General features: G+C 58.7%; 18 protein-coding genes. 9 read left to right on the forward strand and 9 right to left on the reverse strand.

Annotated features, from left to right (window positions below; all coding sequences use genetic code 11):
• Positions 1-82 precede the first annotated feature (82 nt).
• The 6 genes from GBC55_RS17955 to GBC55_RS17980 all read left to right on the forward strand — a co-directional run bounded on the left by GBC55_RS17955 (position 83) and on the right by GBC55_RS17980 (position 3931).
• Entirely contained in the window at positions 83-1126 is a 1044-nt protein-coding gene (locus tag GBC55_RS17955) for an LLM class flavin-dependent oxidoreductase (RefSeq protein WP_162440574.1), read from the forward strand.
• Between the two features lie 72 nt (positions 1127-1198).
• Entirely contained in the window at positions 1199-1351 is a 153-nt protein-coding gene (locus GBC55_RS17960; protein WP_178114346.1) for a hypothetical protein, read from the forward strand.
• 90 nt (positions 1352-1441) lie between these two features.
• Positions 1442-2119: an isochorismatase family cysteine hydrolase gene (locus tag GBC55_RS17965; RefSeq protein ID WP_162440573.1), complete on the forward strand. Its 678-nt coding sequence runs from the start codon at positions 1442-1444 to the stop codon at positions 2117-2119.
• Positions 2120-2124: 5 nt separating this feature from the next.
• A complete protein-coding gene (locus GBC55_RS17970) occupies positions 2125-3492 on the forward strand; it encodes a cytosine permease (protein ID WP_162440572.1) in 1368 nt (455 codons plus the stop codon).
• Between the two features lie 77 nt (positions 3493-3569).
• The gene (locus tag GBC55_RS17975) at positions 3570-3797 is read left to right on the forward strand and encodes a DUF6555 family protein (protein WP_162440571.1); all 228 of its coding nucleotides are present in this window, start codon (positions 3570-3572) and stop codon (positions 3795-3797) included.
• The gene (locus GBC55_RS17980; protein ID WP_162440570.1) at positions 3794-3931 is read left to right on the forward strand and encodes a hypothetical protein; all 138 of its coding nucleotides are present in this window, start codon (positions 3794-3796) and stop codon (positions 3929-3931) included. Before GBC55_RS17975 ends, GBC55_RS17980 begins: the two co-directional genes overlap by 4 nt.
• Before the next feature lie 126 nt (positions 3932-4057).
• Here the strand turns inward: GBC55_RS17980 and GBC55_RS17985 are convergent, their stop codons facing one another.
• The 4 genes from GBC55_RS17985 to GBC55_RS18000 form a co-directional block, all read right to left on the reverse strand.
• Entirely contained in the window at positions 4058-5404 is a 1347-nt protein-coding gene (locus GBC55_RS17985) for a glutamine synthetase family protein (protein ID WP_162440569.1), read from the reverse strand.
• Positions 5405-5424: 20 nt separating this feature from the next.
• Positions 5425-5979 carry an XRE family transcriptional regulator gene (locus GBC55_RS17990; protein ID WP_162440568.1) on the reverse strand — a complete coding sequence of 185 codons (555 nt, stop codon included), beginning with the start codon at positions 5977-5979 and terminating at the stop codon, positions 5425-5427.
• A gap of 27 nt (positions 5980-6006) precedes the next feature.
• Positions 6007-7296 (reverse strand): FAD-binding oxidoreductase, encoded by a 1290-nt coding sequence (locus tag GBC55_RS17995; protein ID WP_162440567.1) that lies wholly within the window; start codon positions 7294-7296, stop codon positions 6007-6009.
• Positions 7297-7600: 304 nt separating this feature from the next.
• Complete coding sequence (locus GBC55_RS18000; RefSeq protein WP_162440566.1) at positions 7601-8803, reverse strand: NAD(P)/FAD-dependent oxidoreductase; 1203 nt, start codon at positions 8801-8803, stop codon at positions 7601-7603.
• 246 nt (positions 8804-9049) lie between these two features.
• Between GBC55_RS18000 and GBC55_RS18005 the strand changes: the two genes are divergently transcribed.
• On the forward strand, positions 9050-9604 hold the full coding sequence (locus tag GBC55_RS18005) for an Rrf2 family transcriptional regulator (RefSeq protein ID WP_162440565.1): 555 nt from the start codon (positions 9050-9052) through the stop codon (positions 9602-9604).
• A gap of 3 nt (positions 9605-9607) precedes the next feature.
• Here GBC55_RS18005 and GBC55_RS18010 read toward each other — a convergent pair whose 3' ends face one another.
• Entirely contained in the window at positions 9608-9943 is a 336-nt protein-coding gene (locus GBC55_RS18010; protein ID WP_162440564.1) for a hypothetical protein, read from the reverse strand.
• A 69-nt stretch (positions 9944-10012) separates the two neighbouring features.
• Positions 10013-10240, reverse strand: coding sequence for a hypothetical protein (locus tag GBC55_RS18015; protein WP_162440577.1), 228 nt, complete (start codon positions 10238-10240; stop codon positions 10013-10015).
• 174 nt (positions 10241-10414) lie between these two features.
• On the opposite strand from GBC55_RS18015, the gene GBC55_RS18020 reads away from it, so the two are divergent.
• On the forward strand, positions 10415-10654 hold the full coding sequence (locus GBC55_RS18020; protein WP_162440563.1) for a hypothetical protein: 240 nt from the start codon (positions 10415-10417) through the stop codon (positions 10652-10654).
• A gap of 177 nt (positions 10655-10831) precedes the next feature.
• On the opposite strand, the gene GBC55_RS18025 is transcribed toward GBC55_RS18020, so the two are convergent.
• Positions 10832-11023, reverse strand: coding sequence for a DUF2188 domain-containing protein (locus GBC55_RS18025; RefSeq protein ID WP_162440562.1), 192 nt, complete (start codon positions 11021-11023; stop codon positions 10832-10834).
• Positions 11024-11231: 208 nt separating this feature from the next.
• Here GBC55_RS18025 and GBC55_RS18030 point away from each other — a divergent pair, with 208 nt between their 5' ends.
• A complete protein-coding gene (locus GBC55_RS18030; protein ID WP_162440561.1) occupies positions 11232-11594 on the forward strand; it encodes an NUDIX hydrolase in 363 nt (120 codons plus the stop codon).
• Between the two features lie 18 nt (positions 11595-11612).
• Here GBC55_RS18030 and GBC55_RS18035 read toward each other — a convergent pair whose 3' ends face one another.
• Both GBC55_RS18035 and benC read right to left on the reverse strand, forming a co-directional pair.
• A complete protein-coding gene (locus GBC55_RS18035) occupies positions 11613-12380 on the reverse strand; it encodes a 1,6-dihydroxycyclohexa-2,4-diene-1-carboxylate dehydrogenase (RefSeq protein ID WP_162440560.1) in 768 nt (255 codons plus the stop codon).
• 197 nt (positions 12381-12577) lie between these two features.
• Positions 12578-13591 (reverse strand): benzoate 1,2-dioxygenase electron transfer component BenC, encoded by a 1014-nt coding sequence (gene benC / locus GBC55_RS18040; RefSeq protein ID WP_162440559.1) that lies wholly within the window; start codon positions 13589-13591, stop codon positions 12578-12580.

Genomic DNA, 13591 nt, shown 5'->3' on the forward strand with positions numbered 1-13591 from the left:
CACAAATTACGTATTATGGTATACCAATAATCATCAGGCCCGCAGTCGACAGGCCGCCAACAAAAGATCCGAGGTAAGCGTCATGAAGTTTTCCCTTTTCGTGCACATGGAACGTTGGGACGAAAGCGTCAGCCACCGCCAATTGTTCGAAGACTTGACCGAACTGACCCTGATGGCCGAAGCCGGTGGTTTCAGCACCGTCTGGATTGGCGAGCACCACGCCATGGAATACACCATCTCGCCAAGCCCGATGCCGCTGCTGGCGTATCTGGCGGCCAAGACCACCACCATTCATCTCGGCGCAGGCACCATCATCGCGCCGTTCTGGCACCCGTTGCGGGTAGCCGGTGAATGCGCATTGCTGGACGTCATCAGCAATGGACGCATGGAGGTGGGCCTGGCACGCGGCGCTTACCAGGTTGAGTTCGACCGCATGGCCGGCGGCATGCCCGCCTCCTCCGGCGGCCAGGCGCTGCGCGAGATGGTTCCAGTGGTGCGTGCGCTGTGGCAAGGCGACTACGCCCACGACGGCGACATCTGGAAATTCCCGATGTCCACCAGCGTGCCCAAGCCCATCCAGAAGCCTAATCCGCCGATGTGGATCGCCGCTCGCGACCCGGACTCGCACAACTTCGCCGTGGCCAACGGTTGCAACGTGATGGTCACACCGTTGATGAAGGGCGATGAAGAAGTGCTCGACCTGAAGAACAAGTTCCAGGCCGCGCTGGACAACAATCCGGATGTGCCGCGCCCGCAACTGATGGTGCTGCGTCACACACACGTGCACACCGCCGATGATCCTGAAGGTTGGAAAGTCGGGGCCAAGGCGATCTCGCGTTTCTACCGCACCTTCGATGCCTGGTTCGGCAACAAGACCGTGCCGGTCAACGGTTTCCTGGAGCCAAGTCCTGAAGAAAAATTCGCCGGGCGCCCCGAGTTCGAACTGGAAAGCCTGCACAAGACCGCGATGATCGGCACGGCCGAAGAAATCATCCCGCGCATCAAATACTACGAAGAACTGGGCGTCGACGAGTTCAGCTTCTGGTGCGATAACAGCCTGCCCCACGCGGAAAAGAAAAAATCCCTGGAGTTGTTTATCAAACACGTCGTGCCGGCGTTCCGCTGAGTCCCCACCCTGCCCTTCGGACGCGAGCCGATGTGTATATCAATGTGCAGACCGATGTGCAGGGTCCTTCCCATGAACAGTGATCGTCTCCCGTCACTTGCCCTTCCCTCCGGCGCCGAGCAGGCCTATCTGCGCGGCGAATGGACCGCTTCGCACATCCATCTCAAACGTCTGCGCGCCAGTGTCTCGGCCAAGCAGAATGGCTTCTGGCAAATAGTTCACTGAGCTCACCCGAACAGCCTTTCACGCACCCGTCTGCCGCGAACGCGAGACGCGGCGGGTGCATTGTGTTTCGCTCATGATCAGGTTTGCCCAATGAACAATAACAACGCGCTGTTGATCATCGACATGCAGCAAGAGGACGGCTTCGTCCTGGAAAACTTCGAGTCGGTTGTGAGCAATACCGCCGACCTGCTCGATACCTCCCGCCGTCAGCGGATTCCGGTTATTTATTCCCGCCACATCAATCAGGCCGACGGCTCCGACATGCCGCGCGGCGAACCCCGTGCGGGCGATGGTGGTCCTGCGGGTTATCGCGCCGGAACCCCGAGTGTCGACATCATCGAACGCCTCGCTCCCCGCGCCGACGAACAGGTGGTGGACAAAGGCCGCTACAGTGCCTTCCACCGCACCGATCTGGATGCCCGACTCAAGGCGCTGGGCGTCGACACGCTGATCGTCAGCGGCGTATTGACCGATGTTTGCGTACTGAGCAGCGTGTTCGATGCCTTTGCCCTGGGGTATCAGGTTCGCCTGGTGAGCGACGCCTGCACCACGACCACCCTGGCAGGACATTATGCGGCGTTGTTGATCATGGCCAACTGGGTGTATGCCCTGGAAATCCTGACCTGTGCCCAGTGCCTGCGCGCCATGGACCAGCACGATTACTTGAGCCTGATTGCCGAACACCCGGACCAGTTCGCCCATCAGCCTCATGAGTTCGCAAGCGCCATCGCCCGCCTCCACACCCACCTCGACCGGACTCAGGAGTAATCGCCATGCAAGTCGAAAAAAGAAGCATCGATTTCATCCCGTCGTCCGAGCGTCATGGCCAACCGGGCTCACTGTTTTTCATCTGGTTCGGCGCCAACATGAACATCACCACCATCGCTTCCGGCGTGCTGCCGGTGGTGATGGGGCTCAACCTGTTCTGGAGCGCACTGGCGATCATCGTCGGATCGCTGCTGGGGGCGATTTTCATGGCCTCGCATTCTGCTCAAGGACCGAAACTGGGCATTCCGCAGATGATCCAGAGCCGCGCGCAATTCGGCGTGCTGGGGGCAGTGCTGCCGCTGCTGTTCGTGATGCTGATCTACCTGGGCTTCTTCGTCAGCAATACATTGCTGGCGGCCCAGGCACTGGAGTCCGTCAGCCCGTTACCGGCGACCGGCAACATCTACCTGATCGGCACGCTGTGTTTTGTCGTCGCCCTGTATGGCTATCGACTGATCCATCGACTGCAAAAGCTGCTGTCGTTGCTGTCACTGCTGGTGTTCGCCGCCGCCACGCTGTTTGCATTGCAGCTGCAGATCCCGAGCGAACAATGGCTGCCGACCGGTTTTGTGCTCTCGAAATTTCTGGTGGCGGTGAGCATCGCGGTCACCTGGCAGCTGTCGTACGCGCCGTATGTGGCGGACTATTCCCGCTACCTGCCTGAACACACCTCGAGCGCCAAAGTGTTCTGGTACAGCTATGCCGGTACGGTCAGTGGCGGTGCGTGGATGATGATTCTCGGTGCGATCCTGAGCGTCGGCATCGGCGACTTTTCCAGCAACGTGGGGGGGAATGTTGCCGGGTTGTTCGGCAGCGGCGCGGTGCTGTTGTTCGCGTTCATCCTTTACGGCCAGGTTTCGATCAACGTGTTCAACCTGTACGGCGCCTTCATGTCGACCGTTACCGTCATCGAGCCCTTTGCCCGACTCAAAGTCACGCCTCGGGTGCGGGGTCTGTTCATGCTGGTGATCAGCCTGGTGGCGACGGCCCTGTGCACCATCAGTCAGGACGATTTCATCAACTTCTTCCTCAACTTCATCTTCTTCATGAGCTACTTCCTGATCCCGTGGACCGCTATCAATCTGGTGGACTACTACTGCCTGCGCAAAGGTCAGTACCGCATCGATGACATCTTCGACATGAACGGCATCTACGGGCGCATCAACTGGATTGCCTGCGGCAGTTTCCTGCTGGCCATTGCTCTGGAAATTCCGTTCATGAACACCACATTGTATGTCGGCCCGATCGCCACGGCACTGGATGGCGTGGACCTGGCATGGATCGTCGGGTTGCTGGTGCCGGCGCTGAGCTACTACGGGTTGATGAAGTTGGGTAACAAACATCGACCTGTACTGGAGCAAGCCTCGCGGTAATCCAAGTCGCGCATCCGAAAAGAAAGGGAACTGGCGATGGGCCAGCAAGGTCGTAGTGGCTTCGCCTGGAGAATCGGATGCGCGCCCTGCATTTTCAAATCACTTACCGCTTGAACGACGCCCGACAGGTGTTCGTCCAGCCCGACTCATACATGACCGATGCCGATGCCTGGTATTACGCCTGCCTGCACGCGGGTGTGGGCCTTGTGTACGGGGACGATGATGCGCAGGAGGATTTTGCGGCGCTGCGCCTGCACGCCGAAAAGTCCGGGGTAACCCAGGTCAAATGGGAAGCATTGCCGTGAGTGACTTGCTCGATATTCAAGGTTTCTTCCCGAGTATCTTGTGGGAGCGCATCCACGAGAAAAGCGGTGGGCCAAATTTCGGGCAAAAAAAATCCCAGGCAGCTGATGGACGCCTGGGACTTAAAAATGCATAAACCGTGGTGGTGAACGCGGGGCGAATATTACTGAATATTTCCCCATGTAACAATATGTTTTGATTAACCATAAAGTTACTAAGGTTTATAAGTCCTTATATATCCACACATTTTTTAAGGATGCCACTACATGAACCAACGGTATTCCCGCGCGCTGATTTCCTCCATGAACGCCAAATGATCCTGGCGTTTGTTCTCGCAATACACGTCCACAAATTCCGCGCCCAACCCTTCGCGAACGGGCGCATAGCCTTGCATGGCTTGCACCGCTTCGAGCATTTGGGTCGGGAAACCAATGCCGCTGTTGCGATCTTCGTTCAGTGGTGTGATCGGTTCCTGGCCGGCTTCCAGCCCTTGCTCCAAGCCGACCAAAATGGCTGCCAACACCAGATAAGGGTTGGCATCGGCTCCCGACAAACGGTGCTCAATGCGCAGGTTTTTCAGGTCTGAATCAGGCACCCGCAAACAGGCATCCCGATCTTCAAAACCCCAACTGGCTCGAGTGGCGGTGTTGACCGTGCCGCTCAAACGACGCATGGCGTTGTGATTAGGCGCGAAGATCGGCATGCAGTGAGGCAACACCTCAAGACAGCCGGCAACAGCATGCCGCAGGGGTTGCTGATCATTGGCCGCCAGCAGGTTGTTCCCGGCTTCGTCGTAAAGACTCACGTGCACATGCATGCCGCTGCCGGGGTGCTGCACATAGGGCTTGGCCATGAAACTGGCGCGGTAATGGTGCTTGAGGGCCACGCCTCGGCTGCTTCGGCAGAACAACGCCGCCCAGTCCGCCGCACGCAGGCCATCGTCAAGGTGACCGAAGTTGATCTCGAATTGCCCCGGCCCCAACTCCGCCGTGATCACCGTGGTCTCGATGCCTTGCTCGCGTGCGGTCTCGACCATGTCGTCCAGTACCGTTGAAAAGCGCGACAGCCGCTCGATGTGCATGTTCGGCTGATCATCGGCATCGTCGGTCAGCGGATCACGGGGGAACTGCGGCAGGCCGTCACGCAGCTGACGGTCGAACAGATAGAACTCCAGCTCGAACGCGACCACCGGAAAGATCCCTTTGCGGTTCAGCCGTTGCAGCACCTGCGCCAGGACTTCACGGGGTTCGAACTCGATCGGATTGGCAGTGCCGTCCGAGGTAATCAGCATCTGCCCCAGCGGTTGCTTTTCCCAACTCACCAGTTTCAGTGTTCCAGGCACCAGTCGACGCGCGGCGTCCGGGTCACCGTCGTTGAAGCAGTAATCGCCGATTTTGAACAGCCCACCCTGAGTGCCCAGCAGCACGCAGTTCTGCGGCAGTTTCAACACGCTGCCGGCGGCTACTTTTTCGAGCATCTCGATCGGGTAGCGCTTGCCGTAAAAATGCCCGGGGATGTCCAGGGCGATCAGATCAACGTATCGCACATCCGGAAAACGCTGGCGAAACGCACGCACTTCAGCAACCAGATCAGAGCAGACAGCATCCATCGTAATGTTCCTTGTTGTTATCAGGTGTAAACCCAGAGCACGCGGGTAAGTTGGTCGGTGAGATTGCCGTAACGACAGTGGGTATGACTGGCCAGCTGGAAGCTGTCACCGGTGCGCAACGTGACCGGTTGATCGTCATCCAGCCACAGCGTCAGCTCGCCTTCGAGGACATAACCGCCCTGCTCCGAGCTGTCGTTCATGTGCCGGTCACCACTGCTGGCACCCGCCTCGAGCCGGCTTTCGAGCATCGAGAAGGACGCCCGCATTTTCGGCGAGACGAGGATGTCGGTGATGCCGTCTGCGTAGTACAACGTGCGGCGTTCGTCCGGACGGGTCACCCACGGCAGGGCCATGGGTTTGGGCAGGCTGTAGAAATAGGTGGTCGGCACGCCGAGGGTTTCGCTGATGGCGGTCAAGTCGGCCACCGTGGGCCGGGACAAGCCGCGCTCGACCTGAGAAAGGAAGCCGACCGAACGGCCGATTTTGTCCGCCAGCTCCTTGAGCGTGTACTTTTTGTGTTTGCGCAGGTCCTGGATCAGGATCGCCAGCGCCGATATTTCTTCTTGCATGTCCATCTAGATAGCTTCCAGAAATAGTGCGGTTCAGAGGCTGTCGCGCAGGCGATACCAGGCTTTGCCAATGGCTTCCAGAGGAGCGGCCATGTACTTGCCGCCGGGGAAGCGGTCGTTGACCAGCCCCTGATACAACGCGAGTTCATCCGGTTGACCGAGGATCGCATCAGACACCGCGCGAGCCCCGGCCAGGGTCGGGAGTACGCCGTGCCCGGAGTAACCTTGCATCCAGTACAGATCGCCGCGTCGACCGATGTCCGGCGTGCGCTTGAGGGTGAGGTCGATGTGCCCGCCCCAGGCGAATTCCAGACCGACACCCTGGAGTTGAGGAAACACGCGTTCCAGATACGGCCGGGTCGCAGCGGCGATGTCCTTGGGCATACCGCCAAGGTAGGTGCAGCCACCGCCGAACAGCAGCCGGTTATCCGGCGTACGGCGGAAATAATCGAGCACGAACTGGTTGTCGGTCACGCACACATTGCGCGGCAGCAGCGTGATGGCCAGCTCTTCCGAGAGCGGTTCAGTGGCCACCTGATAGGTACCGACTGGCAGCACACAACTCGACAGCTGGGGATCCAGTTGATCGAGGTAGGCATTGCACGCCAGCACCAGCACATCCGCGCGAATGCACCCGCGCTCGGTGTCGACGGAATAGCGTCCGTTTTCTTCGCGATAGCTCGTCGCTTTGCTGAGTTCGTGAATGCGTCCACCGGCGCGTTCAATGGCAGCCGCCAGGCCGAGGGCGAGTTTCAGTGGATTGAGGTGCCCGCCTTCCGGATCGAACAGCCCGGCCTGATAGCGATCACTGGCCACCCATTGCGGCAACTGCTCCTTGGCAATGAACTGCAATCCATCGTGGCCCCACTTGTGGCTGGCCTCGTGTTGCCACTCCGTCAGCAGACTGACTCGTCGCGGCATCACTGATGTCCAGAGGTGGCCGGGACGATAATCACAATCGAAATAATGGCGACCCGGCAAGTCACGCAATTCCCGAGCAGCCCAGCGCATACCGTCCCACAAGCGCCGCGCGCGTTCGAGACCCAGCGCGGCTTCCAGGGGCGGCATGTCACAGGACCACCCGAGAATCGCCTGCCCGCCATTGCGTCCAGACGCCGCCCAGGCGACCCGACTGGCTTCCAGCACCGTCACCCGCTTACCGGCCAACGCCAGGCGCAGCGCCGTGTGCAGACCGCTGAAGCCAGCGCCGATGATCAGTACTTCGGTGTCGCGCTCGCCTTCCAGAGGGGTGCGATCAATCAGACGGTCAGCGCAAGTGTGGGCGTAATAGCTGTCGACGTGCTGATCGGATTGCTGAAACATGCGGGCCTCATGAAATTTTATTATTCAAATTTCATGAAAAAATACACGGGATATTTCATAACGGCAAGGTGATGTTGATTATTTTGAACGCTAAACACCTCCGATAGAGGAAATGCAGTTTACTTAAGCGCAACATTGTTTCCTGTGGCGAGGGAGCTTGCTCCCGTTGGCCGCGAAGCGGCCCTCTGAAACAAGGACTGCTGCGCAGCCCAGCGGGAGCAAGCTCCCTCGCCACGGGATTTCATTCGCTTCGAAAATTCTTAGTGAACAGCATTAGAGGGGGCGACATCTCTCAGGCAAAGCCTCAAGCAATCGGAATCAACGGATCCGCCGCCGCCCAAGCGCTTTCACGATTTGCCGCCGGCGGGTAGATCCACTGGGTGTTGATCTGGGTTTTCAGCGCCTTGCCTTCCTGCCTGACCAACTTCACCTGGCGATCCCAGCCCTCGGTGTACACCGCGCCCCAGGCACCCAGGTCCAGGCAGGTCACGTACTTGGGTTGGCGGTAAGGGGTCGGATCAACGCCGAGGATCTGCGCGGCCACGTTGTTACCGGCATGACGGCCCAAAACGATCGCGTGCTGGCAGGTCATCATCGCGTGGTTGCCGATGTCATCGGAGGCGGCATAGGCCACGTCACCGGTGGCGAAGATGTCGTCCTGGCCAATGACTTTCAAATGGCTGTCCACATGCAGACGACCCAGCGCGTCGCGCTCACCGGGCACTTGTTCGGTCAGTGAGCTGGCGCGCACGCCGGTGGTCCAGATCACGGTTTTAGCGTCGATCCGCTGGCCGTCGGCCAAGGTCACGCCGTTTTCATCGACAGACACCACCGACGACTTCAAACGCCATTCAACGCCCACTTCGGCGCTGGCCAAAGCAATCGAAACGCTGATCTCGGCCCCCATCGACGCGCCGATTTTTTCACCACGATCAACGATGATCACTTCGATGTCTGCAGCGTCGCCGAGGATGGCGCGCAGTCGAGCGGGCATTTCGGTTGCGGTTTCAATACCGGTAAAACCACCACCGGCGACCACGACGGTATTGCGCGCCTTGCTCTGCGGCAGTTGCTTCAAGGATTTGAGATGGTTTTCCAGGCGGACGGCTTCTTCGATCTGGTCGACATCAAACGCATGCTCGACCGCACCCGCCGTGTTTGGCACGGCGAGACGGCTGCCAGTGGCCAGAACGAGTTTGTCGTAGCTGCATACCTGCTGGGTGCCTGAATCATCGCGGTAACCCACCTGTTTGCTCTGCACATCGATTGTCTCGGCAGCGCCCTTGATGAACTTGACGCCAACCGCATCGAACAGCTCGCCAAGCGGCGCGGCCAGTTGATGTGCATTCGGTTCGTAGAATCGCGGACGCACGCGCAGCTCGGCCTGCGGGGCCAGCACGGTGACTTCAACGTCGTCATGACCGTGAATGTCGAACAGGCGCGTGGCGCTCAACGCCGTCCACATGCCACCGAAACCTGCGCCGATTACCAGAATGTGCTGTTTCATCGTTATCTCCAGGGAAAAACCGCGTGTTGAAATTGTTAAAGGTTCCGCTGGCTAGTGTGTGCCGCCGACCGGACAACTACGACTATATTAATCCTAGTTATTAAGAGCAATCGGTATTTTTTGATGGTTACCATCATCCGTATCGATTGTTTTTTCGCATGCAAATGGCTAAATCGCGGATTTGCGGTGATTGTCCTGCTCCCGGTCGGCTGCTAATATTGGCGACAACATTAGTCGGAGATCAAAATGTCTCTTTACAGCGCAGGCGTTGAGTACGGCATTCATTGCCTGATTTTTCTGGTAGGCAATCGCGGAGATACCCGCGAGGCGAGCGTGCGCGATCTCGCCGAGTTGCAAGGCGTGCCGTTGGACTACCTGGCGAAAATCTTCACCAAACTGGCCAAGGCGAAATTGGTGGTCGCCACTGAAGGCGTACGCGGTGGGTTCAAGCTGGCCCGGCCTTCGGACGAAATCAGCCTGCTCGACATCGTCAACGCCATTGACGGTCGCAAGCTGATTTTCGATTGCCGGGAGATTCGCGGGCGTTGCGCCCTGTTCGAAGGGACTGTGCCCGAGTGGGCCCTCGATGGTCCCTGCTCGGTTCACGGCGCGATGATGAATGCGCAAAAACGCATGGAAGAGGCGTTGTCTCAGCAGACCATTCTTGATCTCGCCAGAAAGGTCGGACGCAAGGCTCCAGCGGAATTTGGTGAGCAGGTGGACCACTGGATGAATGAACGTCGCGAGAAAAAAAGCAACGTGAACCCGCAAGCCATCCCGGTGAACGACATCACTGACTAAGCCTCAGAGACAATCGCGCACCGCCTGGCGCAGTGCTCCCGATTTCGCCCACGGTGGCCCCTGGTACAACGAAACCCGGCTGCCGTCCTTCGACTTCACGATGTCCAGAATCTCGTCGGCCGTAATGATGCCCGGCGCATTGATTCTGTAGCCGTTGGAAATCGAGGTCTGTTTAGTGTTCGAGACTTCTTTCTGCCACAACGGCAGCACGCACGCCGCGTATTCCTTGGGCGGTTTCTCACTGTACTTGCTGACATTCGGCTCCCCTGGCACTACGGAAGCGGGCAACGAGCAACCCGCCAGCGACACCAGCATGACTCCCGCAATAAGCATCCGCATGACACTTCCTTTTCCTGAAAAGGAAAATGTAGCGTGTCGTGGTGCAGACATCCATTCGCTCAGACAATCTTAATCAGCTGGTTTGTTATCGGAAGGTTCCGTGGCATTCGGATAGGACCTCTCGTTGAGGTACTTCATCCAACGCTCATAGGCGTCATGTTGCCGCTGCGTGACCCTTTCCCATTCCGGGCCGTTGAGCTGATGAGCCGAAATCAGCATCATCATTTCCGTAGTGGCCGCGTCCAGCTCGACGATCAGCTCATGGGCGTGGAACCTGAAATCATCGGTGGTCGTCATTGAAGTGGCCTCGCCCTTGCGAATAGTCGCTATTCCAATACGACATCCAGCCTTTTCGTTCGCATTAATGTTCCCGACCAACGGCAGCGCCTCAAGGGATAACGGCATCGCCCTGCCCCACCTCTGATTTGGGTCTAGTCTTTCGTAACGGAGAATTTATTGCAGGAGGTCAGCATGTGGCTCAACGAATCGGAACAGCAACTTCGGCGGGATCTGCAGGGCGTCGCTTCGGATCTGCGATGGTCGGCGGTCGAGTTGCTGCGTATTGCAGAACAACTGCGCATGGCCGGCAATGACGTGGACGCGGAGGCGGCCAAGCGACTGTGCGAGTTGTTTCAGGGGGACGAAGCACGACTGGCGGGGTATGCCGAAGAGGTGAAGGCCAAGACCATTACTCGTAACAAAGCGGCTTAAGCGCCGAACAGTTTTGATGTGAAGAGGGAGCTTTCGTGTCGAGGGAGTATATGTGGCAAAGAAGTATGTGTGGCGAGGGAGTTTACTCCCGCTGGGCTGCGAAGCGGCCCCAGAAGATGGGACTGCTGCGCAGTCCAGCGGGAGTAAACTCCCTCGCCACATTAATGCTTCTATTAGCTACTGATTGTTTGCAGGCCGAGACGATCGCGCGCGATACGCAGGCAACGCTGCCGCAAACGCCAACGCTTCTTCTCGGCTGGGAAACGCGCCAAGCCGGTCACTTTTGGTGCATACGCGCCACGGGCCGTTGTTAACGCTGAGTACGTCGTAACCATTCATGTGCATTTTGTTCAACATCGGAACGCTCATGTACACCTCCATTCAGGCAGGAATATCCAGGGTTGACGTGCCTACCTTACACCTGACTGCCGCCAAGGTGCCGACCAGACGTCGCGGCAAATAAGATTGCACTTTCGGCACAATCGCCAACTCCAAAGCTCAGACCGCCGGTTTCGATCAGGCGCATTTGTTGCAGTTTTATGACTGTCTTGTGACTGCCGGCCTATGGAAACTACACATGAAAGTACGCGCGACTGTCATCTGCGAGCAGGACCGGCACGTCCTGCTGGTGCGTAAATCCCGATGTCGCTGGACCTTGCCCGGCGGAAAAGTCGAGCGCAACGAAACCGTTGCGGCCGCCGCCGTTCGCGAGCTTCAGGAGGAAACCGGGCTTGGGGTGGACGACATGCTCTACCTGATGGAACTGGAATCCGGCGACACCCTTCACCACGTCTACGAAGCATCGGTGGTGAATTACGACGCCGCACGCCCTTTGAATGAGATCGTCGACTGCGTCTGGCATCCGCTGGACGCGGTCAACAACCTCAACACAAACGACGCCACGCTACGAATCGTCAACGCGTTCAGGCGCCGCTTGTAGGCACCGATTCGATCCGGATCAGCCTTGATCGCCGCCGCCCACTGGCATGACCATGCCGGTGATGTAAGACGCGTCGTCGCTGGCCAGAAACAGAATGGCGCTGGCCTGCTCATCCAGTGTTCCGTAGCGCTTCATCAGACTGCTGTCGAGGGTTTGATCGACAATCTGCTGATACCACACCTTCTCTTCTGCGCTTTGTTCAGCGCTATTGCGCGGTATTACCCGTGGCGGCGCTTCGGTGCCACCGGGAGCCGTGGCGTTGACTCGTACACCGCGGCCAGCCGTTTCAAACGCCAGGCAGGCAGTCAGTGCATTGACCCCGCCCTTCGCCGCGCCGTAGGGCACACGGTTGACGCTGCGCGTGGCGATGGAGGACACGTTGACGATCGCACCACTGCCTTGCTCCAGCATGAACGGCAGCGCGGCATGGCAGCACCACAGCGTCGGAAACAGCGAGCGGCGGACTTCGGCCTCGATCTGCGACGGCTCGTAGTGCTCGAAAGGCTTGGCCCATATAGTGCCGCCGACGTTGTTGATGAGGATGTCGAGTCGACCAAACCGCTCGACCGCCGCCTGCATGACACGGCTGCATTCGGTGTATTGCTCGAGGTCGGCGGTCAGCGCGAGGCTGTCCTGGCCTAATTGCTGTTGCAACTCGAACACCAATTCGGAGCGGTCAACCAGGATCAAGCGTGCCCCTTGCTCCGCCATGCGCTCAGCGACGCGCCGGCCGATGCCTTGGGCCGCACCGGTGATCAGCGCGACTTTTTCGTGAAATCTGTTCATACCTACCTCTTTGCACAAATCGGTATCAGGCGCCCGTGTAGCAGCTGGCGAAGCCTGCGTTCGGCTGCGCAGCAGTCGTAAAAACTACATGCGAGGTTTCCGTGACACACCGCGTCGCTTGGTTTCACGACTGCTTCGCAGCCGAACGCAGGCTTCGCCAGCTGCTACAGGTGGTGCGTGTTCGGCGATGTAATTATTCAGGCCGCGCTGGCGGCGAATTTCTCGTAGTAGAAATTCGCCGGGGCAATGCCTTGATCGCGGATGAACTGGCTGACCGCTTCGACCATCGGCGGCGGGCCGCACAGGTAGACGTCCACGTCACCGTCGTTCAAATGCCGCGGTTCGATGTGCTGGGTCACGTAACCCTTCAACGGGTGCTGACTGTCAGGGCTGGCGACGCAGGCACTGAAGCTGAAATTCGGGATGCGTGCGGCGAAGGCTTCCAGGCGATCGAGTTCCACCAGATCGAAATCATGCGTCACCCCATAGATCAGGTGCAGCGGATGCTCACTGCCCTGCTCGGCAATCTTTTCCAGCATGGCGGTAAAGGGCGCCAAGCCGGTGCCACCGGCCAACAGTAACAACGGACGGCGGATATCGCGCAGGTAAAAACTGCCCAACGGCCCGGCCAGGCTCATGCTGTCGCCGGCCTTGGCCATGCCGGTGAGGAAGCTGCTCATCAAGCCGCCAGGCACGTTGCGAATCAGGAAACTGACTTCACCGTCGCGCTGCAACGAGCTGAAGGAATAGGCCCGCGTCTGCTCGCTGCCGGGAATCGCGAGGTTCACATACTGCCCTGGCAGGAACGCCAGCTTGCTCAGCGCCTCGCCCTTGATCGACAGCGCGATGGTGCTGTCGGACAACTGGCGCACCGCGCTGATGGTGCCGTCGTAACGGGCCTGGCGCGTACGGCAGACATCCGAAGACGTTGGCACGCGTACCACGCAATCGCTCTGCGCACGCATCTGGCAGGTCAGCACAAACCCTTGCTCGGCCTCATCGGCACTGAGAGCGTCTTCGATGTATTCCTCGCCGAGGTCATAGCGCCCGGCTTCGGCAAAACACTTGCAGGTGCCGCAAGCGCCGTCGCGGCAGTCCAGCGGAATGTTGATGCCTTGGCGGTAGGCTGCATCCGCCACGGTTTCATGGGGACTGGCGTCGATGAAACGAGTGACGCCGTCTTCGAAATTCAATGCAATGGAATGCGTCAT

It is taken from the genome of Pseudomonas sp. TNT3, from assembly GCF_010095445.2.
GTDB lineage: Bacteria > Pseudomonadota > Gammaproteobacteria > Pseudomonadales > Pseudomonadaceae > Aquipseudomonas.

What these genes read in the sequence shown, in the direction of transcription:
- GBC55_RS17955 (WP_162440574.1), top strand. Translation starts at nt 83, where the DNA reads ATGAAGTTTTCCCTTTTCGTGCACATGGAACGTTGGGACGAAAGCGTC.
- GBC55_RS18020 (WP_162440563.1), top strand. Translation starts at nt 10,415, where the DNA reads ATGTGGCTCAACGAATCGGAACAGCAACTTCGGCGGGATCTGCAGGGC.
- GBC55_RS17990 (WP_162440568.1), bottom strand. Translation starts at nt 5,979, where the DNA reads ATGGACATGCAAGAAGAAATATCGGCGCTGGCGATCCTGATCCAGGAC.
- GBC55_RS17985 (WP_162440569.1), bottom strand. Translation starts at nt 5,404, where the DNA reads ATGGATGCTGTCTGCTCTGATCTGGTTGCTGAAGTGCGTGCGTTTCGC.
- GBC55_RS18015 (WP_162440577.1), bottom strand. Translation starts at nt 10,240, where the DNA reads ATGACGACCACCGATGATTTCAGGTTCCACGCCCATGAGCTGATCGTC.
- GBC55_RS17960 (WP_178114346.1), top strand. Translation starts at nt 1,199, where the DNA reads ATGAACAGTGATCGTCTCCCGTCACTTGCCCTTCCCTCCGGCGCCGAG.
- GBC55_RS18030 (WP_162440561.1), top strand. Translation starts at nt 11,232, where the DNA reads ATGAAAGTACGCGCGACTGTCATCTGCGAGCAGGACCGGCACGTCCTG.
- GBC55_RS18035 (WP_162440560.1), bottom strand. Translation starts at nt 12,380, where the DNA reads ATGAACAGATTTCACGAAAAAGTCGCGCTGATCACCGGTGCGGCCCAA.
- GBC55_RS17970 (WP_162440572.1), top strand. Translation starts at nt 2,125, where the DNA reads ATGCAAGTCGAAAAAAGAAGCATCGATTTCATCCCGTCGTCCGAGCGT.
- GBC55_RS17975 (WP_162440571.1), top strand. Translation starts at nt 3,570, where the DNA reads ATGCGCGCCCTGCATTTTCAAATCACTTACCGCTTGAACGACGCCCGA.
- GBC55_RS17995 (WP_162440567.1), bottom strand. Translation starts at nt 7,296, where the DNA reads ATGTTTCAGCAATCCGATCAGCACGTCGACAGCTATTACGCCCACACT.
- GBC55_RS18000 (WP_162440566.1), bottom strand. Translation starts at nt 8,803, where the DNA reads ATGAAACAGCACATTCTGGTAATCGGCGCAGGTTTCGGTGGCATGTGG.
- benC (WP_162440559.1), bottom strand. Translation starts at nt 13,591, where the DNA reads ATGACGCATTCCATTGCATTGAATTTCGAAGACGGCGTCACTCGTTTC.
- GBC55_RS17965 (WP_162440573.1), top strand. Translation starts at nt 1,442, where the DNA reads ATGAACAATAACAACGCGCTGTTGATCATCGACATGCAGCAAGAGGAC.
- GBC55_RS18005 (WP_162440565.1), top strand. Translation starts at nt 9,050, where the DNA reads ATGTCTCTTTACAGCGCAGGCGTTGAGTACGGCATTCATTGCCTGATT.
- GBC55_RS18025 (WP_162440562.1), bottom strand. Translation starts at nt 11,023, where the DNA reads ATGAGCGTTCCGATGTTGAACAAAATGCACATGAATGGTTACGACGTA.
- GBC55_RS18010 (WP_162440564.1), bottom strand. Translation starts at nt 9,943, where the DNA reads ATGCGGATGCTTATTGCGGGAGTCATGCTGGTGTCGCTGGCGGGTTGC.